Below are 21394 nucleotides of genomic sequence, written 5' to 3' on the forward strand. Positions count from 1 at the left end.
TTTTACGGCAGAGCGTCAAAGCCCGCTGAAAACCCGGTGAGCGAGATCGGAATGCCGATTCCTTCTTCAGGCGTCTGGAAAATGATGAAGGTTGCCTGGCCGCCGCCGCGCAGTTTTCCAAGAAGATCATCTTCCAGAATAACCTCGGCGATGCAGCCGCTGGGCATGCAGCGCACAAATCCGGCGCGGCCAATGTCGGCATTGTCGACCCGGAGGCCAAGCCCGGAGGGCAGGAGAACTCCGAGCGGCGCCAGAACCCGCAAGATCCGGGCCTGTTGATCGGCGGTCTTGAGGACGATCACCGAAAGCCCGACATTTTCGCGGTCAGCCGCGGTTACATTCTGGATCAGCGCGCATTGTTCACCGGACGAGCCCGGCGGCGTGTCACAGCGCATCTGCCAGTCACCGTGAGATGCCCGGACTTCACCCTGGGCCATGGCAGGCAGAACGCCCTGAAACAGACCGGACAGTACGAGTCCGGCGGCCATTATGCTTTTGGCCGTCTTCGATAGAAGGGAACGGCCGGCACGGGCATTTGGCGGTTGGGTCGACAAGAAGTCCTCCAGTCAGTCATTTTCGATTGCGGCTTCGGCTATCAGTTGAAAGTGCCCATTTTCCGCGAATCATTCCGTTTTTCAGGCCAGACCTTGCCGCAGGATGGCTGCGGTTTCCAGTGTGGCGCGCTTTGGAATAGGGCCTTATCCGGCTTTTTTGTCGAAAATCAGCCTGTCGTTGATACTGATCAATCAGCTTAGCCCTAAGCATGACGGAGAAAACACCCGAATTCCGTTGCAGAGCAAGGCGTCTTATGGTTTTTGTGCGGCACAATGTTGTCAGTGGCGTGATGCGGCAGATCGACGCTTTGCCCCTCAAAGACCATCGCTCTTTATGCCTGCCTATGATTATAGTTTGGACAGCCGAACGTAATCTTTAGGTGGTGCGGTAGGTCAAATAGGGCTTGCGTATCAGCCGCAGCCCCGCTACTGCCGCATCAAAGCTTGGACACATGCGCCAAGTCTGTACTGAATGCGCCGCATCATGCGGTTGAGGGAAGGGAGCGCGGACGTGAAGGTACTCTTCAAGCGTCTCATGACTACGGCCACTGCGGTGGCTGCTTTTGCCGGTATGTCCACAGCGGCGCTGGCAGCGGAATCAGGTATCGAAAACTGGCAGCTTGGATTTCAGGCATCCGTTTCGGAAGTCATGGACGATATCACTTGGTTCAATAATTTCACCCTGGTCATCATCACGGTCATCACACTGTTTGTGCTTGGGCTTTTGATCTACTGTGCGGTGAAGTTTAGTTCCAAGAACAACCCGGTCCCGTCGCGGACCTCGCACAACACCATGATCGAAGTGGTTTGGACGGTCGTGCCGATCCTGATCCTGGTCGTGATCGCGATTCCATCCTTCCGGCTTCTCTACAAGCAGCTCGACATCCCCGAGTATGAAATGACCGTCAAGGCCGTCGGATACCAGTGGTACTGGGGCTATGAGTACACCGACGAAAACATGAACGAGTTGTATTTCGACTCCTACATGGTCGGTGATGCCTACGACGCTGACGCCGATCTGGCAGCCCGGACCGAGTTCGCGGAAGCGCGCGGTGTTTCCGTCAATGAAGTCCCGCGGCTTCTGGCGGTCGATTACGAGATGGTTGTTCCTGTCGACACCACCGTCCGCCTGCAAGTCACTGCAGCCGACGTGATCCACGCATTCGCCATGCCGTCCATGGGTTTGAAGATTGATGCGATCCCGGGCCGCTTGAACGAAACATGGTTCCGCGCGCGTGAGGAAGGCATCTATTATGGCCAGTGCTCGGAGCTGTGCGGCACGCTGCACGCCTTTATGCCCCTGGCAATCCGTGTTGTCTCCAAGGAGCAATACGAACAGTGGGCCGTTGCGGCACAGGATAATGTCGACGATGCCAATGCCCAGCTGATGGCATCCATTGCAGCGGCCAAACAAGTAGCTGCTTCTGAGACTGACGACGAGGTTTCGGTCGCCGCCAACTGAGCGGCGCCGAAAGGCTTTACAAGGCGCGCGACCTTTAGAGCGCTGCGCTTTTAAACGGATCTAACGAGGGAGCCCAAAATGGCTGCGACCGACGCACATGCGGCACATGACCATCCTTACGGATGGCGCCGCTGGGTCTATTCGACCAACCACAAAGACATCGGCCTGATGTATCTTTATTTCGCGATCTTTGCAGGGATCGTGGGCGGCGCGCTCAGCGTCGGTATTCGTTTGGAACTGCAAGAGCCGGGCATGCAATTCTTTGCCAATGCCCACTACTTCAATGTGTTCACCACATCGCACGGCCTGATCATGATCTTCTTCATGGTTATGCCTGCCATGATCGGCGGGTTCGCCAACTACTTCGTGCCGATCATGATCGGTGCGCCGGACATGGCGTTTCCGCGGATGAACAACATTTCGTTCTGGCTTTTGCCGCCGGCGTTCATCCTCCTGATCCTGTCACTCTTTGTTGAAGGGCCTCCGGGCGCCAACGGTGTCGGTGGCGGCTGGACGATCTATCCGCCGCTGTCCACATCCGGCCAGCCTGGTCCGGCAATGGATCTGGCGATCCTGTCCCTGCACATTGCAGGCGCTTCGTCGATCCTGGGTGCGATCAACTTCATCACGACCATTTTCAACATGCGTGCGCCGGGCATGACCCTGCACAAGATGCCACTGTTCGCCTGGTCCGTTTTGATCACCGCATTCCTGCTGCTTCTGTCCCTGCCGGTTCTTGCTGGTGCCATCACCATGCTTCTGACCGACCGGAACTTCGGCACGACCTTCTTCGACGCCTCAGGCGGCGGTGACCCGGTCCTGTTCCAGCACCTGTTCTGGTTCTTCGGCCACCCGGAAGTGTACATCCTGATTTTGCCGGGCTTCGGCATCATCAGCCACATCATTTCCACCTTCTCCCGTAAACCGATCTTCGGTTACCTCGGCATGGCCTACGCCATGGTCGCGATCGGTGTTGTCGGCTTCATCGTGTGGGCGCACCACATGTACACGGTCGGCATGTCCGCTGAGACCCAGGCTTACTTCGTGGCCGCCACGATGGTGATCGCGGTTCCGACCGGCGTAAAGATCTTCTCCTGGATCGCAACCATGTGGGGCGGGTCCATCGAGTTTAAGACCCCGATGGTCTGGGCAATCGGCTTCATCTTCCTGTTCACCGTTGGTGGTGTGACCGGGGTGCAGCTGGCCAACGCCGGTCTCGACCGTGCGTTCCACGACACCTACTACGTTGTGGCTCACTTCCACTACGTTCTGTCGCTCGGTGCCGTATTCGCGATCTTCGCGGCTTGGTACTACTGGTTCCCGAAAATGTTCGGCTACATGTACAATGAGACGATCGGCAAGGCACACTTCTGGATCACCTTCATTGGCGTGAACCTGATCTTCTTCCCGCAGCACTTCCTGGGTATGAACGGTATGCCGCGCCGCTATGCCGACTATCCGGACGCACTGGCTGGCTGGAACTTTGTATCCTCCATCGGATCCTACATTTCGGCTTTCGCGGTTCTGGTGTTCATCTACGGCATCGTTGAGGCTTTCTCCAAGAAGCGTGTTGCTGGCAACAGCCCGTGGGGTGAAGGGGCAACGACCCTGGAGTGGACCCTGTCTTCTCCGCCGCCGTTCCACCAGTTCGAAACATTGCCGCGCATCAAGTAAGCGGTCTGCGGAAGGCCTGGCCTTTCGTTGGGAAAAAACACCGCGCCGGTATCCGGCGCGGTGCGGTTTTAAAAGGACAAGTGCAAGGGCGTTGGAACGCCTGTTGCCCCGGCCAGAGATCCGGCCGGATCAGAACGACAAGAGGATGCGCCCATGTCGCTCGCTGAGCGCCACGATATGATGGAAAACGCTGCCTGGACGGGCGGTGACGGCTCTGTTGGTGACTACATCGCCCTCATGAAACCCCGTGTCATGTCACTGGTGATCTTCACGGCCTTTGTCGGCCTCATGCTGGCGCCCGGCAGCGTTCATCCTGTGATCGGCGCGGTCGCGATCCTGTGTATTGCCATCGGGGCAGGCGCATCTGGCGCGTTGAACATGTGGTATGATGCGGACATTGACGAAGTCATGTCGCGCACCCGCAAACGCCCGATCCCGTCCGGCAAGATCACGCCGGAAGAAGCGCTTGCCTTCGGTATGACGCTTTCGATTGGGTCCGTGGTAACGCTCGGTCTGCTGGTCAATTGGTTTGCCGGCGCGTTCCTCGCATTCACCATCTTTTTCTATGCCGTCATCTACACGATGTGGCTGAAGCGCTCGACCCCGCAGAACATTGTGATCGGGGGTGCTGCCGGCGCATTTCCGCCCATGATCGGCTGGGCCTCGGTGACCGGAACGGTCAGCCTGGAAAGCTTTGTGCTGTTTCTGATCATCTTCATGTGGACCCCGCCGCACTTCTGGGCGCTGGCGCTGTTCAAAAAAGGCGATTACGAAACCGCTGGCGTGCCCATGCTCCCGAATGTGGCGGGCGAAATGAACACCCGCCATCAGATTCTCGCCTACTCGATCATCCTGGCGCCGGTTGGCGTTGCGCCATACATCATGGGCTATGCGGGCCTTGCATATGGCATTGCGTCCGCACTCCTTGGCCTCGTCTTCCTGGTGCTTGCGCTGGACGTTTGGCGCAAGCGGGAAGGCACCCCGGCACAAAAAGCGTGCTTGAAGCTGTTCAAGTTTTCGATCTTCTATCTGTTTGCGCTGTTTGCGCTGCTGTTGGGCGAAAACCTCGTGACCGGAGTTATGGCATAATGGCTGAGAACGAACAGGGCATCAAACTGACTGCCGAGCAGGAAAAGAAGCGCCGGTCGCGCTCGCTGGCGATTGCCGGTGTCTTGATTGGTCTGGTCGTGCTGTTTTACATCGTGACCATCGTCAAGCTTGGCCCTGACATCATGAACCGTCCGCTCTAGGGAGGTAACGTGAGCGAACCGCAGACAAACAACGATATGTCCCGCAGCAACCGCAAAGTCGCTTTTGCCTGCGTTGGAATGTTTGCAACCATGGTCGGCGCGGCCTATGCCGCAGTGCCGCTGTATGACCTGTTTTGCCGTGTGACCGGTTTCGGCGGTACGACACAGGTCGCCGAGACGGACGCTGACTATGTGATCGACCGTAAAATCACCATCCGCTTCGATGGCAACGTCAATCAGAACCTGCCTTGGGAGTTCCGTCCCGAGCAGCGTTCCGTGACCCTGCGCATGGGCGAGACGGGCCAGCTGGCGTATATCGCAACGAATGACAGTGCTGCACCGACTGTCGGAACGTCGACTTACAATGTCTGGCCGCCGGCTGCAGGCATCTACTTTAATAAGCTTGATTGTTTCTGTTTCACCGAGCAGGTTCTTGAGCCCGGTGAATCGGTCAACATGCCGGTCGTCTTTTTTGTCGATCCGGAATTGGACAAGGATCCCGAGCTGGAACACGTCCGGGAAATCACTTTGTCCTACACCTTCTTCCCGGTAGACCAACCGGAACAACCTGTTGCAGCGCGGGCGGATGCTCCGGCGGCTGAAACGAATATGTAAGCAATTGGTGCGGATGTCCGCGCCTGGAATGATTGTGTTTGGGGAGCTTGCCGATGGCTGAGGCACATACCAAGAACCACGACTACCACCTTGTGGAACCGAGTCCGTGGCCGTTTATCGCGTCGGTCGGCGCTTTCGTCATGGCGCTTGGCGCGATTGGCTTTATGCGCGCCGCGCAGGATGACAGCTTCGTCCTTTTCGGCATCGACCTGACCGGTTGGGGTCTCTTTGCAATTGGCCTGCTCATAATCCTTTATGTGATGTACGGCTGGTGGCGCGACACTGTGAAGGAATCCCTCGAGGGGCATCACACCCGTGTCGTATCCCTCCATCTTCGATACGGCATGATCCTGTTTATCGCCTCCGAGGTCATGTTCTTTGTGGCCTGGTTCTGGGCTTATTTCGATGCGGCCCTGTTTGCGGGTGAAGCCATCAACTATGCCCGCGCAGAGGCGACAGGCGGCGTTTGGCCTCCGGAAGGTATTCTGACCTTCGATCCCTGGCACTTGCCGCTTCTCAACACCCTGATCCTGCTCTGCTCCGGCACGACCGTCACCTGGGCGCACCACGCGCTTCTGCATGATGACCGTGAAGGCCTGAAGTGGGGCCTGACCCTGACCGTTCTGCTCGGCGTGCTCTTCACGATCTGCCAAATCTACGAGTACACCCACGCAGCCTTCGGCTTTAGTGGCAACATCTACGGGGCGACCTTCTACATGGCGACCGGCTTCCACGGCTTCCACGTGTTCGTTGGAACCGTCTTCCTGGCCGTCTGCCTGTTCCGTGCGCTTGCTGGCCAGTTCACAGTCAAGAAGCACTTCGGTTTCGAAGCGGCAGCCTGGTACTGGCACTTTGTTGACGTAGTCTGGCTGTTCCTCTTCGTTGCCATCTACATCTGGGGCGCAGGCACACCGGCGCCTCACTAAGGGCCGTGGCAAGATAATTTGAAAAACGCCCGATCCGGATCCCGGCTCGGGCGTTTTGCTATAGGCGGGTAACCCGAATGCACGACGACAAGGCCCATTACGCTCCTGTCAATCCGGTTCCGGCCGGACTGTCGGGACGGTGTCCGCGCTGCGGCGAAGGCAAACTCTTCGACGGTTTCCTGGCCCTGAAACCGTCCTGCACCAATTGCGGTCTGAATTATGATTTTGCTGACAGCGGCGATGGCCCGGCCGTCTTTGTGATCATGATCGTCGGCTTCATCATCGTGGGGCTTGTGCTCTTTGTTGAACTGTCGTTTCAGCCCCCTATCTGGGTGCATCTGATCCTGTGGCTGCCGCTGACTGTGGTCCTTGCCGGCGGCACCTTACGGCCGCTCAAGGGATTGATGATCGCCCTGCAATACCGGCATCAGGCAGCCGAAGGCCGTTTGGACAAACCGGACGAGACTTGAATTGAGAAAGACCCTATGGGCCGTATCCGTAAACTGATTATCCCCGCAATCGCTGCCGCAATTGCCCTGGCGATCCTCCTCAATCTTGGTTTCTGGCAACTGAACCGGCTGGACTGGAAAAACCGGCTGATCGCGGCGGTGCAAGAGAGCGTGACGAAGGCGCCCGTTCCCGCACCGGGACCTCAAGGTTGGGATGCGCTCAGGAGCGAAGATATTCCCGACTACAAGCATGTAGAGCTGCAGGGCCGGTTTCTGCCGGGGGCAGTCTACTATTACATCGCGCTTACCGATGCGAAGGGCCTTTATGGCGGGCCCGGATACTTCGTCTACAGCCCTTTTGAAACGGATGCTGGCTGGCAGCTGATGATAAATCGCGGATTTGTGCCCGATTTTCTTGTGGAGGAGCAGCGGGACGTCATTGAGACACCCCCCGCCGGACGCCAGACGCTAACCGGCCTGATCCGAATGGGCGAAAAACCCAACTGGACGACACCGGACCCGGATCTTGATAAGCGGATCTGGTTCGCCCGCGACACGGATGATATGGCGTCCGCTCTCAACGCGGCGGGTGAGATTGCGCCCTACAGTGTTGATCTTGATGCGGATCATACCCCCGAAGCCGGTGTGCCCCAGGCGGGCGAAACGATCATTTCCTTCAAGAATGATCATCTCGGTTACGCGCTGACATGGTTTGGCCTTGCGGCCACGCTGATCGGCGTGTTCCTGACTTACGCCGCGACGATCCTTTGGCCGCGGAAAGAAGGCACGAATGGCGACGCCGCAGAAAGCAATGGGCGGTAAACCGCATCCGATTTACCGCCCATCACTGATTGATTGCGGCTTGGCCGCGTATTCTTGCGCGTTTCTAACAAACGCCGGCTAGACTAGGCGAGAGCGTCCAGGACGGCAGCTGCACCGGTTTTTGTGGCTTCGCCCGGGTTTTCTTCAACAGACAGGAAGGTGATTTCGCCGTCCTTGGCAATCAGGGCAAAGCGCTGCGAGCGCAGATGGCCGAAAATCGGGGCTGGGCCAAGGCCAAGACCGGCGGCCTCTACGAACTCGGCGCCCGTGTCCGCAAGGAAGGTGATGTTGCCGCCCGTGCTGGAGGCCTTGTTCCAGGCATCCATGACGAAAACGTCGTTGACGGAAACAACTGCAATCTCATCAACACCTTTCGACTTCAATGTGTCGGCATGCTCAACAAAACCCGGAAGGTGGTTCATGTGGCAAGTCGGAGTGAATGCGCCCGGAACACCAAACAGAACAACTGTTTTGCCTGAAGTCAGGTCGCCAACGGACATCTCGCCCGGGCCATCCGCTGTCATGGTCTTGAAAGTGGCCTCAGGCAACCGGTCCCCAACCTTGAGTGTCATTGCAATCTCCCTTGAATAAACAGCTGGGTAGAACACCGCAGCCCGACGCACAGATAGGGCGTCTTGGTGCCAAGGTCGAGACGGTAACACCAAACAGATTTGATTATGACGGTCAATTGCGCGGAAAAGCTGTAGCCGCCAAGCTGTCTGGAAGGACAGGGCTGCAAACCCGTTATCAGGGTTGCAGCCAATCTCCCGGTATCTCGGCGACGTGTTCAACCGCGCCGTCCTGGCTGGTCATGACAACATTCAGCACGGACCCGGATCCGGTTTTCGCAAGACCCTTTGTGCCCATGGACCACAAGCTGTCGGCGCCGTCCTGGCGGAGCGGCTTCGGCATGCCGATATAGGAGCCCTCGGGCCCGGCTGCAAAAACATCGATCTTATCGAGATTGGAATTGCGCACCCGTATCAAAAGGGTTTGCGGCTGCCCGGCCAGAGGACCAACGTCGATCTGGCCTTCGGTGGCTGCCTGCGGCACTGCGGACAGGTCCCGGCCGATCAGCGTTGCCGCCAAGCTGTCGGAGCGCATTTGCGGGGCAAGCGCAAGGGTCAGATCCGCGTCGCCGGGCACGCAGATTTCATTGCAGATACCGAAAAACACATTCATGGACAACGTGACCGGCTTGCCAGCCGTGGCGGGTGTGACCCTGATCGGCAGCACAATTCCGTTGTGATAGACGATCGATTGGGAAAACCCGTCATCATACCGCTCCGGCGCCGGATAAAGGATTTCCGCAGACCCCAGATTGACGCTTCCGTCAAACGACACTTGCGGCGGGATGCCGGCTTCACCGGGATGCTTCCAATAGGTGTGCCAGCCCTGATCGAGCAGGAACTCCAACCCGGCCTCATAGGTCCCGTCCGAGGCCGGACCGGACGCAACCAGACGCACGGCGCCGCCCTGGACTTCAGTCCAGTCGGTCATGGCGGCCCGGGCGGGCGCCAATAGAAGACCGAGAGCGAAAAAGAGAAAGGCAAAAATCTTCATGACAGGGTTAGTGCTACACGGGTTTCGCGCGAGCGTCATCGCACAAGTTGCCGGACATGGTCATATCGTCGTGACGCAGTTGTGAGCGCTTGCACAGCGCCTGCTGGAAACTATCATTAACAAGACCGGGCAAACCGGGTATGCTTTTAAACTCAGCTGTTGAACACAGAAGGTGAGGTGTAAATGACCGGAGCTTTGACACCAGACACCCTGGAAGGTCAGTTCCTGATTGCGATGCCAAGCATGGCAGACAGCCGCTTCGAGCACTCCGTCATTTACGTGTGTTCCCATTCCGATCAAGGCGCAATGGGCCTAGTCATAAACCAGGTTGCACGCCACCTGTCATTGGAAGAGCTTCTTATTCAACTGGATATCGTGAAAGACGACGGTGCCATACGCCTCCCGCCGGAAGTGCGCGGCATGAATGTGCACAAGGGCGGTCCGGTTGAGGTGGAGCGCGGATTTGTCCTTCACACGGACGATTTCATGCTCAACCAGTCGACACTCTCCATCGGAAACGGGATCTGTCTGACAGCGACCCTGGAAATCCTGCGGGCCATGGCCGATGGTGCGGGCCCCGAGCATGCCATGCTGGCACTTGGTTATGCCGGATGGTCGCCGGGCCAGCTTGAAAGCGAAATTCAGTCCAATGGCTGGCTGACGGCACCGGCGGATCCGGCGATCATCTTCGATGGCGACTTTGAGACCAAATGGCGCCGGGCGCTCGGCTCACTCGGGATTGATCCGAGCATGCTGTATTCGGAACCCGGTCACGCATGACACAGCGGTGTGCCGCTGCGTCAAATTCGGGCAAATCGTCTCTCCTGGACACAATTTGAAACAGATGCGACTTGCGCTTGAATGTTGTGGCGCGTAAGTCGCATATTTGGCAAGTTTGTTCCAAATCCGGCTGTTTTAAAGTAGGCTGGTGGTCTGGCGAAACGCTGGTGTTGATCTGGTTGTGCCGTGGGACCGAAAAGACGTGGTCAGAAAAAGAGGAAAGTGGCGCAGTGAAATACTGTAGTACGCGTGGCGAAGCACCGGTTTTGGATTTTTCCGATGTCCTTCTGCAGGGGCTTGCACGTGACGGTGGTCTTTACCTTCCCGAAACCTGGCCGCAGTTTACACCTGAAAAGATCGCCGGGTTCGCCGGTCAGCCTTATGAAGCCGTCGCCTATGAGGTGATCGCACCGTTTGTTGGCGATGAAATTCCGGAAGCCGACCTCAAGGCGATGATTGCAGAATCCTATGCCGGGTTCCGTCACCCGGCTGTGACACCGCTTGTCCAGACCGGGGCGAACACCTTCATTCTGGAACTCTTCCACGGACCGACACTCGCCTTCAAGGATGTCGCCATGCAGCTTCTGGGCCGCATGATGGATTATGTCCTGACCCGCCGCGGATTGCGCGCGACGATTGTCGGCGCAACCTCCGGGGATACGGGCGGCGCGGCCATCGAGGCGTTCCGTGGCCGTGAGCGCACGGATATCTTCATTCTCTTCCCCGACGGGCGCGTCTCCAATGTGCAGCGGCGCCAGATGACAACGCCGAGCGAAAGCAATGTGCACGCCTTGGCGCTTGCCGGCGACTTTGATGACTGCCAGGCAATCGTCAAAGGCATGTTCAATCATTTCTCCTTCCGTGACCGGGTTGCGCTGTCAGGTGTGAACTCCATCAACTGGGCGCGGATCCTTGCCCAGATCGTCTATTACTTTGTTGCCGGGGCAGCGCTTGGCGCGCCGCATCGCAAGGTGTCCTTCACGGTGCCGACCGGAAACTTCGGTGACATTTTCGCCGGCTATGCCGCCATGAAAATGGGCCTTCCGGTCGAAAAGCTCGTTGTTGCAACGAACATGAATGATATTCTGGCACGTACGCTCGAAACGGGCCGCTATGAAAAGCGCGGTGTGACTGCAACCATTTCCCCGTCCATGGACATTCAGGTGTCGTCCAATTTCGAGCGCCTCCTGGCTGAAGTTACCGGCCGGGACGGTGCGATTGTGCGGCAGATGATGAACCAGCTGGCACAGTCCGGCAGCTTCGGGATTGCCGGCGGGCCGCTGGCCGAGATGCGTCAAACCTTCGGCGCTGGCCGGTGCGGCGAAGTGGAAACCAGCGCCACGATCAAATCCACTTTGGACGAGGCGGGCTATCTTCTCGATCCGCATACCGCAATCGGCGTTCATGTGGCCAAGGCGCATGACGATGGAAAAACCCCAATGGTCGTGTTGGGAACTGCGCATCCGGCGAAATTCCCGGATGCTGTCGAACAGGCGTCCGGTATCCGTCCGGAGCTGCCTGAAAATCTGAAAGACATGATGACTGCGGAGGAGCGTCAGCAAATTCTGGCGGCACAGCAGGATGTGGTCGAAACCTACATCGAAGACCACGCGCGCGCCATTGGGGCTGGGGTATGACTGTATGGATGTAAAAACAACCAAACTTGAAAATGGCCTGACCGTCGTCACCGACCGGATGCCGCATCTCAAATCAGCGGCCCTCGGGGTGTGGATCCGCACCGGGTCCAGGGTTGAAACGCCGGACCAGAACGGCATCACCCACCTTCTGGAACATATGGCCTTCAAGGGCACCAAGACCCGCACCGCACGTGGCATTGCCGAGGAAATCGAAGCTGTTGGCGGCGAGTTGAATGCGTCAACAAGCATTGAGCATACCAACTACTATGCGCGGATCCTGGCGGAAGACATGCCGCTGGCGGTCGATCTTCTTGCCGACATTCTTCAAAATTCGACATTCGACCCGCAAGAGCTGCTGCGCGAACAGCATGTGATCCTGCAGGAAATCGGCGCGGCCAACGATACACCTGAAGATCAGGTGTTCGATCTCTTCCAGGAGGCAGCCTGGCCGGACCAGGCCATTGGGCGCCCGATCCTGGGAACACCGGAGACGGTGCAGAAATTTGATCGCGATATGCTGAACAACTATCTGCGTGCCCGCTACCGCGGTCCGGACATGGTACTGTCCGCTGCCGGGGCCATCGATCATGACGCGCTGGTTGCTCTTGCGCGGGAAAAGTTCAGCGGCTTCGACAGCGCGCCGGTTGAACGGGAATCTCCGGCCAAGTATGCCGGCGGCGAGACCTTGCGGACAAAGGATCTGATGGAAGCCCAGGTCCTGATCGGCTTTGAAGGCAAGCCGTACAAGGCGGACGATTATTATGCGATCCAGATCCTGGCATCCGTGCTGGGCGGCGGCATGTCTTCGCGCCTGTTCCAGGAGATCCGGGAAAAGCACGGCCTTTGCTATGCCATCTACAGTTTCCACTGGGCGTTTTCCGACACCGGGCTCTTTGGTCTTCATGCGGCAACCAGCCATGATGATCTTGCGGCCCTGATGCCGATGATCGCCGATGAGCTGATGGCGGCGACACAGACGATTTCCGAAGAGGAAGTTGCCCGCTCCAGAGCCCAGATCCGCGCAGGACTTTTGATGGCGCTGGAAAGCCCGGCGGCGCGTGCGGGTCAAATTGCCCGCCAGATACTCGTCCATGGCCGCGTTCTCGATCCGGATGAGATTTCCGCGAAGATCGAGGCGGTGACAGCGGCCGATATCCGCCGCGTCGCAGCCGACACGTTCCTGGGCTCCGTGCCCACAATGACGGCAATCGGTCCGGTTGACGGCATCATGACGGCGGAAGAGCTGGCGGCCCGGCTGCAGCAACCGCCGGTCTTGCGCGCAGCGTCCATGTAGGCGAGCCAGGGCGGGGGAACGCGGATGTCACTGCTCAGGTCCGGCCCGCTGCCCGATGCCGAGTTGCTGATTGAGGCGGGGGAGCACTATTTGCGTCCGCCTGTCATGGGCGACTACAAGACCTGGGCCTCCTTGCGCCAGGACAGCCGGTCCTTCCTGACCCCCTGGGAACCACTTTGGCCGTCCGACGATCTCACCAAGGCCGGCTTCCGGCGCCGGTTGCGCCGGTATTCGCGCGACCGCAAGGAAGGCCGCAGTCTGACGTTCCTGCTGTTCCGGTCGAAGACAGATGAAGTTCTCGGCGGCCTGACCTTGAGCAATATCCGCCGGGGTGTCAGCCAATCCACAACACTTGGGTACTGGATGGGCGAGCGGTTCGCCGGGCGCGGGCACATGTCCGCGGCGGTCGCCATGATATTGCCGTTTTGTTTCGACGTTTTGCGCCTTCACCGTATCGAGGCGGCGTGTTTGCCGAACAACATGCCGTCGATCCGTCTGCTGGAGAATGCTGGCTTCAAACGCGAAGGCTATGCGCGAAACTATCTGTTAATTAATGGGACTTGGCAGGACCATCTGCTGTTTGCCTGTTTGGCGGAAGACAACGCATTACGCCCTCAACGCATTGAACCGAACGTCGAAGGTATCTTGAAAGAATTCTTGTGACATGCGCCACAACCCGGTAGTTCTCCGTCCCATGTCAATATTGTATCCGGGTCGTCTTAAGAGCGTGATTAAGCTCTTTGTTGCTGTAGTGCTTGTAAGCTTGTCTGTGCTTGCCGGTCTTGTGCCTGCCAAGGCGCTGGAACCGATCCCGGTTCCGATTGACGTCGAGGCGCTCGACATCAGCAATGCGATCGACTTTCACCGGGAGGCGGGAACCCGTCTGCAGGTCTCCACGGCCCCTGGCGCGGACGGGATCGTGCGCCGGATCGAGGTTCCCTCCCGGGATGGCAGTAACACCAACTGGGCGGTGTTCGCTCTTGCCAATACCAGCGATGAGCAGATCGACCGCTTGATCGTTGCGCCGAATTACAAGCTTGTCGGTTCCGATCTGTTCTGGCCGGATCTGGGCTTGTCGCGGATTGCTGCGATCACGCCCAGCCAGGGCATCGCCCCTGTCCGCCAGAAAAGCCAGGAGGCAGACGTCTTCCTGGTGACGCTCGATCCGGGCTCTGTCGTCACATTCGTCTCGGAACTCACCACGCCGAACCTGCCGGAAGTGCGCTTGTGGGAACCGGATGTCTATAAGGAAACCATCAACGCCTATTCGCTCTACCGGGGTATTATCCTTGGGATTTCCGGTTTGCTGGCGTTGTTTTTGACAATCCTGTTTGTGGTCAAGGGAACGGTGATGTTCCCGGCGACGGCCGCGCTGGCCTGGTCTGTCCTTGCCTATCTGTGTATCGACTTTGGCTTCTGGGGGATGGTCTTCAACCTGGAAGGCGGCGGCAGCCAGCTCGCAAGGGCCTCGGCAGAGGTCATGCTTGCAGCCAGTTTGATCATCTTTCTCTATGCCTATTTGAACCTCAACCGCTGGAATATTCATTATTCGCATCTGGCGCTGACGACGCTTATCCTTCTGCTTGGTCTTTTGGGCGTTGCCGTCTGGGATCCGTCGATTGCAGCCGGTATTGCCCGCATGGCCCTTGCCATTATCGGTGTGCTTGGATTTGTGACGATTGGCGTTCTGGCTTTCCAGCATTACGACCGGGCTATTCTTCTGATCCCGACCTGGTGCCTCCTGATCGCGTGGCTGGTCGGCGCAGCCATGACAATCACCGGCTCTCTGTCGAACGACATTGTTCAGCCCGCTCTTGGCGGCGGACTGGTCTTGATCGTTCTTCTGATCGGCTTCACGGTGATGCAGCACGCCTTTGCCGGCGGTGCGATTGCGCAGGGCCTTATTTCCGACGTGGAACGCCGGGCCCTGGCCCTGACCGGGGCAGGCGACATCATCTGGGACTGGGATATTGACCGCGACCGGATCCATACGGGCAACGAGGTCGATGACCTTTTGAACCTGAAGCCGGGAACGCTTGAAGGCCCCGCCCGCGATTGGCTGGATGTCCTGCACCCGCAGGACCGGGATCAGTTCCGTGCGACGCTGGATGCCGTGATTGACCAGCGGCGCGGCAAAATCCGCCAGACATTCCGCTTGCGCTCCGAAGACGGGCATTTCCGCTGGTTCCGCCTGCGGGCCCGGCCAATTATCGGCGCCGATGGCGAGGTGATCCGCTGTGTCGGCACCTTGCTCGACGTGACCGAGGAACGCACGGCCGAAGAGCGCCTTCTCCATGATGCGGTCCATGACAACCTGACCGGATTGCCGAACAGGGAGCTTTTTGTCGACCGCCTGAAAACCAGCCTTGTGCGCGCCAAGGCCGAAGAGACCAGCAAGCCAACGATCCTTGTCCTGAATCTTGACCGGTTCAAGCAGGTCAATGACAGCATCGGCCTGAGCGCTGGCGACAGCATTCTTCTGACAGTGGCCCGGCGCCTCGGCCGGATCATTGGCCAGCAGGATACGCTTGGTCGTCTCTCCGGTGACCAATACGGCCTGGTGCTGTTGTCCGAGCAGGAGCCCGACCGGATCGTCGCTCTGGCCGATTCGCTGCGCAAGGCCGTCCGGTCACCAATCACCTTTGGCGACCGCGAGATTTTCCTGACCTGTTCGGTTGGCATCGCGTTTTTCGAAGGCGGCAAACAGAGCATCGAAGACATGCTCACAAATGCGGAAATCGCCCTGAACCACGCAAGGCGCCTGGGCGGGGACCGTCAGGAGGTCTTCCGGCCGATCCTGCGGCCTTTGGACAAGAATGTGGTGGATCTGGAATCGGATCTGCGCGATGCGATCAAGAAGGAAACCCTTGGCGTTTTCTTCCAGCCGATCATCCGCCTGGAGGATCAGTCGGTCGCCGGGTTTGAAGTTCTTGCAAGATGGAGCCACCCCAAGCGGGGCAAGATTGCGCCGAGCGAGTTTATCCCTGTTGCCGAGCAATCCGGGCTGATCAACGAGCTGGGCATGTACATGCTCGATAAGGGCGCGCAGCAGCTGGCCTTCTGGCAGAAGGAATTTCCGATGCCGCGCCCGTTATTCGCATCGGTAAACCTGTCGTCCCGGCAACTGCTCAAGCAGGATCTCATCAACGATGTGAAGGCGGTTCTCTCCAGAACGTCACTTGCTCCTGGAACCTTGAAGCTGGAACTGACCGAATCCCTGGTCATGTCCAACCCTGAATATTCCGCAAAGGTTCTGGAACGCTTGAAGAGCCTCGGCGCCGGATTGTCTTTGGATGATTTCGGGACCGGACACTCGTCCCTGTCCTATCTGCAGCGCTTCCCGTTCGACACAATCAAGATCGACCAATCCTTCGTCAAACCCAACGGTTCGTCCGCCCGGCCGGTCCTTCTTCGGACCATTGTTGCCATGGGCAATGATCTTGGCATGTCGGTTGTCGCGGAAGGGGCGGAAAACGAGACTGATGCGCTGGAGCTCTATCAGCTAGGCTGCCAGTTCGCTCAAGGCTTTTACTTCGGTGAAGCTGTCTCTGCCAATGAGGCGACCAAGATCTTGCGCAAGATGCCAACGGAAGCACTGGCTGCAGAAAGTGCCTGAGGCCGGACGGCCAATACACTACGTCATCAACTCACTTATGAGTTCGTGACCTAACTTGCCGGAACCAGGATCGGGATTGCGGTATCAGCAGCGGTGATGGTCAACGGTGTTGCCCCGAATGGGTCGCCATCGACCTGGGCGGCAGCTGGCCGCAACGAGGTGATCGTTGCCTGCTGAAAGGGAATGACCCGTGCGCCGCGTGCGCGCTCTATCCGTCCGCTCAACAAAGCTAAGCCATACAAAAAAGCAGAAAACGGGTCGTCTTTTTCCAGGATCACCATGTGGAGCCCGGCCTCAGTGGCTCCGCCCGGGCAGATCACGAATGGACCGCCATAGTGCCGGGCATTGCTCGCCACGGCCATTTTTGCATGGTGCACTTTCCCGTCGATCGCAACGTCCAGATCGGTCGTGTCCCGTTTGAAAGCCAGCCGGACCGCGGTGATCACATAAGCCAGTTTTTTGAGCTTGCGTTTCAAGGCCAATGGGACGCCATGGACCACCTCGGCATCGAAGCCGGACGAGACCATCAGCACGAAAGGCCGGCCATTGGCGAGGCCGAAATGAAGCGGCCGGGTTACTTCCCCCACGATCATGTCCGCAATCTTTTGCGCATTGCGCGGAAGGCCAAGTTCCAGCGCCAGAACATTGGCTGTGCCGAAGGGAATAACGGCGAGCCTTGGAGGCTCCGGATGGTCCTGAAGACCGGTCAAGGCCTCGTTGATCGAACCGTCGCCACCTGCGATCACGAGCGTTTTGACCCGGAACTCCGGATCCGAGCAAAGCTCGCCAATCTCGCCTGCATGGCGGGTCAACCTGATTTCCGCCGTGCAGCCGGCAGCGCCCAGGCGTGTGCGCACATCTTCCAGAAAGCGCGCCGAAAATCCACCCGACGTCGGGTTGGCCATGATCAGCACAGAGCCTTCAACAGCCCTGGCGGATTCCAGGACCGGTTCTTCTGGAACGGACCACAAGGACACTTTCACTCTGGATCCTTTGCGTTTCGGGGCAGGCCTTGACCCGCCCGTCGAGAGCATTGGCCGCACCTTTGGAAACGCCCATAGATGTCCGGCCACTCAGTCATCGATCGGTCCCGGGCGGAACATCTGCTCCGATTTCACGCCCGCTGCTTCAATTTCCGCCCTTATAGGGTGCCATTCCGCCGCGCGCCAGCTCATCCGCGCGTTCATTTTCAGGATGTCCCGCATGGCCCTTCACCCAATGCCAGGAGACATCGTGACGTTCCCGAGCGGCATCAAGTGCTTGCCAAAGTTCCGCATTTTTCACAGGTTTGTTGTCGGCCGTGCGCCAGTTCCGGCGTTTCCAGCCATGCATCCACTGGCTGATCCCGTTTTTGACATAGGTGCTGTCGGTATAGAGATCGACGGCGCAGGGACGGGTCAACGCATTCAGGGCCTCAATCGCGGCGGTCAGCTCCATCCGGTTGTTGGTGGTCTCCGCTTCCCCGCCGTTCAGCTCCTTCTCATGGCCGCCGAACCGGAGGATGGCTCCCCAGCCTCCGGGGCCCGGATTGCCGGAGCAAGCACCATCAGTGTAGATCGTGACCCGTTTGTCCGCGCTCATGCCACCAGTCCGTAGGCTTCGCTGTTTTTAACGGTCTGATGAAAACGCAGTTTCTTCAAATATTCGAGCGGGTCTTTTGGTGTCACCATGGCGCCTTCCGGCACACTCAGCCAGTCATAAAGCCGGGTCAGGAGAAACCGGAGGGCTGCCCCGCGGCTCAGGATCGGCAGAGCCTTGGACTCGTCTGCCGTCAGGGGCCGCACCGACGCATAGCCCTTCAGCAACGCCTTGGCCTTGGTGACATTAAAGGCGCCATCCACCTCGAAACACCAGGCGTTGAGGCAAATGGCGATGTCATAGGCAAAGGCGTCGTTGCAGGCAAAATAGAAGTCGATCAGGCCCGACAGCTCCTGTCCGAGAAAGAAGACATTGTCCGGAAACAGGTCGGCATGAATGACGCCAGAGGGAAGGTCCGACGGCCAGCTTGCCTCCAGATGGCTCAGCTCGGCCGCGATTTCATCCGCGAGCCCTTCGTGGACTTCGTTGCTGCGGGCGCTGCATTGGTCGAACAGCGGCCGCCAGCCATGAACGTCGAGCGCATTCTTCCGGAACCCCGCATAGTCCTGTCCTGCCAGGTGCAGCCGTGCCATTGCCTTGCCAAGTTCACCGCAGTGCACCGTTTTCGGACGCTTGACCCACATCCCTTCCAGAAAGGTGACGAGCGCTGCCGGGCGTCCGGCAAGTTCCCCCAAAAGGGCCCCGCCGCTGGCCGCAACCGGCTGCGGGCAGGACAGGCCCTTGTCTGCAAGGTGCTGCAGGAGGTTTAGAAAATACGGGAGGTCGTTCGGGTTCACCCGTTTCTCGTAAAGCGTCAGGATGAAGGAGGCCGCATCGGTGTGGACGAGGAAGTTGCTGTTTTCGACCCCTTCCGCAATTCCCTTGAACGACAGCAGCCGTCCAACATCGTAGCCTTCGATGAAAGCGCCAAGCTCTTCATCGCTCACATCGGTATAGACTGCCATGATGCTTATCCGCCGGCCGTCTGGGTGGGTCCGGTCATGTCGCGCAGTTCCCTTGGTAGGTTGAAGGAGATGGTCTCTTCCGCGGTGCGGACCGTTTCCACGGCGACGTCAAACCGGTCCGCGAACGCGTCGATGATTTCCTCTACCAAGGTTTCCGGCGCCGATGCACCTGCTGTCAGCCCGAGAGAGCCGATCCCGTCGAAATCCGGCCAGTTGATGTCGCTCGCACGCTGGATCAGGACGGACACCCGGCAACCGGCCCGTTCTGCCACCTCCCGGAGCCGCTGCGAGTTGGACGAATTCGGCGCGCCGACGACGACCATTGCCTCTACGGTCGGGGCAACCTCCTTGACCGCTTCCTGGCGGTTGGTGGTCGCGTAACAAATGTCTTCCTTATGCGGCGCGACAATATCCGGGAACCGGTCTTTCAGCACCGAGACTATGCCTGCGGTATCGTCCACGGACAGTGTTGTCTGGGTAATATAGGCAAGCGGCTGATCGGTCTGGCGCTGAAAGGCGCGCGCATCGTCTTCAGTCTCGATGAGGGTTACCGTGTCATCAGGCAGCTGGCCCATGGTGCCGATCACTTCCGGGTGGCCGGCATGGCCGATCAAGAGAATTTCGCGGCCGCGGCGGAAGTGAATTTCAGCCTCCTTGTGAACCTTGGAGACAAGCGGGCAGGTCGCATCAAGATAGAACATTTGGCGTTCCTGCGCATCGGCCGGAACCGATTTGGGCACGCCATGGGCTGAAAAGATCACCGGACGGTCGCGGTCGGAGGGTGGGATTTCGTCCAGCTCCTCGACAAAGACGGCGCCTTTGTCCCGCAATCCATCGACGACATATTTGTTGTGCACGATCTCGTGGCGCACATAAACCGGGCGGCCGTATTTCTCCAGCGCAAGATCGACAATCTGGATGGCCCGGTCGACACCGGCGCAAAATCCGCGCGGCGCGCAGAGCCGGATCGCAAGTGGCGTCTTGGAAGATTGGGTCTCAGTCATGGGCTGCCTTTATAACCGTCTTTGCCGCAATAAGGGATGACGGGTCCGCTCTGTCAAGACAAGGAGGCGTTTAACGCCCGAATTCGGCCATGTCAGGGTGCTTGGTCAGGGGGCTTTTAGAATTGCTAAGGGCGATACTCGCCAACCCGTATCGGAGCTGCTATGTAGCTCCGCCAAGATCCTTCGGTTCAAAGTGGATAATCAATGTTGGGTGTTTTTCAGGTCTTGTCCAAGCCGGATATGAAAGTAGCTGTGACGGTCGGTCTACTGGCCGCTGGTTTGGCAGGATGCGGCAGTGCCGAATCGGTCGCGGGAAAAGTCATCAGCGGTGGCCGGGAGCCCATCGAAGTGTCGCCTGAGACCTTCGCACCTCCTGTTCCATGCCCGCCGATGGAGCTGAAAACAAACACCTACCTGATCCGGAAGTTTGAGCGCGGCAAGGAAGACCAGCAGGACGGGCTGCTCTATCAGGCCACCATTGAAGACTGGGCCAACACCTGTTCGCGCGAAGGCGTCAGTGACCGCCGGATCAAGCTTGGACTGTCCGGCGACGTGACGCCCGGCCCGGCCTGGAAAGGCGGAGAAGTGGTGCTGCCGATCCGGGTTGCCATCATGGAAGGCGGCCGCGACGGGACGCCATCTGTCACCGAACTGTTGCAGGTGCCGGTCACGATCGGGGCGGGATCACCCAGCGAGACCTGGACCCTGGTGGAAAACAAGTTTGTCATCCCGCAGGCGCAGAGCTCCAAGATCATCTTCGGATTTGACGAGGGCCGCAGGCGCTAGGTTTGGTGGCCGCAAGGCGGGTTACGCCGCGCTTTGAGACGGTTAGACGGCTCATCTGCATGTTTTTTCAGCATGCCCATGTCGTATATTGACAAGACCGTGTCCGCCCACCACAATCGCCGCGAAATTCAGGGTCGTTCCCTGAAAGGCGTTGTCAAAGACGCCAAGTGAATGCGGGAGAGGCCGGGTGAGAGGATCCCGGCGCCGAAGGAGCAACCGCCCCGGAAACTCTCAGGCAAAAGGACCGCATTTGCTCAACGCTCTGGAAAGCAGTGCTCCGTGGCACAGACCATGGACTGCTCACCGAAGGAGTAACCGGGCACCGCTTTTGTCTGGCTGAGGCCATTCGAAGGCTCCGGGAAATCTCTCAGGTACTCGGACAGAGGGGGTGCAGACGGATCCATCGTCATCAGGCGGAG

General features: G+C 58.6%; 21 protein-coding genes and 2 riboswitches. Of the genes, 14 read left to right on the forward strand and 7 right to left on the reverse strand.

What is annotated here, in order from left to right:
- Positions 1-2: 2 nt before the first annotated feature.
- On the reverse strand, positions 3-488 hold the full coding sequence (locus E1180_RS19635; protein ID WP_155194105.1) for an invasion associated locus B family protein: 486 nt from the start codon (positions 486-488) through the stop codon (positions 3-5).
- Positions 489-1089: 601 nt separating this feature from the next.
- On the opposite strand from E1180_RS19635, the gene coxB reads away from it, so the two are divergent.
- The 8 genes from coxB (at position 1090) to E1180_RS19670 (ending at position 7752) form a co-directional block, all read left to right on the forward strand.
- Positions 1090-2016: a cytochrome c oxidase subunit II gene (gene coxB, locus E1180_RS19640; protein ID WP_155194107.1), complete on the forward strand. Its 927-nt coding sequence runs from the start codon at positions 1090-1092 to the stop codon at positions 2014-2016.
- Between the two features lie 78 nt (positions 2017-2094).
- The gene (ctaD, locus tag E1180_RS19645; RefSeq protein ID WP_155193955.1) at positions 2095-3690 is read left to right on the forward strand and encodes a cytochrome c oxidase subunit I; all 1596 of its coding nucleotides are present in this window, start codon (positions 2095-2097) and stop codon (positions 3688-3690) included.
- Positions 3691-3843: 153 nt separating this feature from the next.
- Positions 3844-4779, forward strand: coding sequence for a heme o synthase (locus E1180_RS19650; RefSeq protein ID WP_155193957.1), 936 nt, complete (start codon positions 3844-3846; stop codon positions 4777-4779).
- Positions 4779-4940: a hypothetical protein gene (locus E1180_RS22060; RefSeq protein ID WP_196220651.1), complete on the forward strand. Its 162-nt coding sequence runs from the start codon at positions 4779-4781 to the stop codon at positions 4938-4940. The genes E1180_RS19650 and E1180_RS22060 overlap by 1 nt, the downstream gene beginning before the upstream one ends.
- 9 nt (positions 4941-4949) lie before the next feature.
- On the forward strand, positions 4950-5555 hold the full coding sequence (locus E1180_RS19655) for a cytochrome c oxidase assembly protein (RefSeq protein WP_425280932.1): 606 nt from the start codon (positions 4950-4952) through the stop codon (positions 5553-5555).
- A gap of 53 nt (positions 5556-5608) precedes the next feature.
- Positions 5609-6481, forward strand: a complete 873-nt coding sequence (locus tag E1180_RS19660; RefSeq protein ID WP_155193959.1) for a cytochrome c oxidase subunit 3 — start codon at positions 5609-5611, stop codon at positions 6479-6481.
- Between the two features lie 77 nt (positions 6482-6558).
- Complete coding sequence (locus E1180_RS19665) at positions 6559-6951, forward strand: DUF983 domain-containing protein (protein ID WP_155193961.1); 393 nt, start codon at positions 6559-6561, stop codon at positions 6949-6951.
- 15 nt (positions 6952-6966) lie between these two features.
- Positions 6967-7752, forward strand: coding sequence for an SURF1 family protein (locus E1180_RS19670; protein ID WP_155193963.1), 786 nt, complete (start codon positions 6967-6969; stop codon positions 7750-7752).
- A gap of 83 nt (positions 7753-7835) precedes the next feature.
- On the opposite strand, the gene E1180_RS19675 is transcribed toward E1180_RS19670, so the two are convergent.
- Together E1180_RS19675 and E1180_RS19680 are read right to left on the reverse strand one after the other, a co-directional pair.
- A complete protein-coding gene (locus E1180_RS19675; protein WP_155193965.1) occupies positions 7836-8324 on the reverse strand; it encodes a peroxiredoxin in 489 nt (162 codons plus the stop codon).
- Positions 8325-8499: 175 nt separating this feature from the next.
- On the reverse strand, positions 8500-9315 hold the full coding sequence (locus E1180_RS19680; RefSeq protein ID WP_155193967.1) for a protein-disulfide reductase DsbD domain-containing protein: 816 nt from the start codon (positions 9313-9315) through the stop codon (positions 8500-8502).
- A 183-nt stretch (positions 9316-9498) separates the two neighbouring features.
- On the opposite strand from E1180_RS19680, the gene E1180_RS19685 reads away from it, so the two are divergent.
- From E1180_RS19685 to E1180_RS19705, 5 genes are all read left to right on the forward strand, one after another.
- Entirely contained in the window at positions 9499-10095 is a 597-nt protein-coding gene (locus E1180_RS19685; RefSeq protein WP_155193970.1) for a YqgE/AlgH family protein, read from the forward strand.
- A 230-nt stretch (positions 10096-10325) separates the two neighbouring features.
- Positions 10326-11732 carry a threonine synthase gene (gene thrC / locus E1180_RS19690; RefSeq protein ID WP_283404515.1) on the forward strand — a complete coding sequence of 469 codons (1407 nt, stop codon included), beginning with the start codon at positions 10326-10328 and terminating at the stop codon, positions 11730-11732.
- 4 nt (positions 11733-11736) lie between these two features.
- Complete coding sequence (locus tag E1180_RS19695) at positions 11737-13026, forward strand: M16 family metallopeptidase (protein WP_155193972.1); 1290 nt, start codon at positions 11737-11739, stop codon at positions 13024-13026.
- A 24-nt stretch (positions 13027-13050) separates the two neighbouring features.
- Positions 13051-13689 (forward strand): GNAT family N-acetyltransferase, encoded by a 639-nt coding sequence (locus tag E1180_RS19700; RefSeq protein WP_155193974.1) that lies wholly within the window; start codon positions 13051-13053, stop codon positions 13687-13689.
- Between the two features lie 31 nt (positions 13690-13720).
- Positions 13721-16642 (forward strand): EAL domain-containing protein, encoded by a 2922-nt coding sequence (locus E1180_RS19705; protein ID WP_155193976.1) that lies wholly within the window; start codon positions 13721-13723, stop codon positions 16640-16642.
- A 50-nt stretch (positions 16643-16692) separates the two neighbouring features.
- Here E1180_RS19705 and E1180_RS19710 read toward each other — a convergent pair whose 3' ends face one another.
- The 4 genes from E1180_RS19710 to ispH form a co-directional block, all read right to left on the reverse strand.
- Complete coding sequence (locus E1180_RS19710) at positions 16693-17625, reverse strand: diacylglycerol/lipid kinase family protein (RefSeq protein WP_208997262.1); 933 nt, start codon at positions 17623-17625, stop codon at positions 16693-16695.
- Between the two features lie 145 nt (positions 17626-17770).
- Positions 17771-18223, reverse strand: coding sequence for a ribonuclease HI (rnhA, locus tag E1180_RS19715; RefSeq protein ID WP_155193980.1), 453 nt, complete (start codon positions 18221-18223; stop codon positions 17771-17773).
- Positions 18220-19185 carry a homoserine kinase gene (locus E1180_RS19720; RefSeq protein ID WP_155193982.1) on the reverse strand — a complete coding sequence of 322 codons (966 nt, stop codon included), beginning with the start codon at positions 19183-19185 and terminating at the stop codon, positions 18220-18222. Before E1180_RS19720 ends, rnhA begins: the two co-directional genes overlap by 4 nt.
- Before the next feature lie 5 nt (positions 19186-19190).
- Complete coding sequence (gene ispH / locus E1180_RS19725; RefSeq protein WP_155193984.1) at positions 19191-20189, reverse strand: 4-hydroxy-3-methylbut-2-enyl diphosphate reductase; 999 nt, start codon at positions 20187-20189, stop codon at positions 19191-19193.
- A gap of 204 nt (positions 20190-20393) precedes the next feature.
- On the opposite strand from ispH, the gene E1180_RS19730 reads away from it, so the two are divergent.
- The gene (locus E1180_RS19730; RefSeq protein ID WP_155193986.1) at positions 20394-20975 is read left to right on the forward strand and encodes a hypothetical protein; all 582 of its coding nucleotides are present in this window, start codon (positions 20394-20396) and stop codon (positions 20973-20975) included.
- Positions 20976-21139: 164 nt separating this feature from the next.
- Positions 21140-21232: riboswitch (glycine riboswitch) on the forward strand.
- A gap of 3 nt (positions 21233-21235) precedes the next feature.
- Positions 21236-21360: riboswitch (glycine riboswitch) on the forward strand.
- The last annotated feature ends 34 nt before the right edge of the window (positions 21361-21394 follow it).

Origin of the sequence: Roseibium denhamense (genome assembly GCF_009711415.1) — a bacterium.
Taxonomy (GTDB): Bacteria; Pseudomonadota; Alphaproteobacteria; order Rhizobiales; family Stappiaceae; genus Roseibium; species Roseibium denhamense.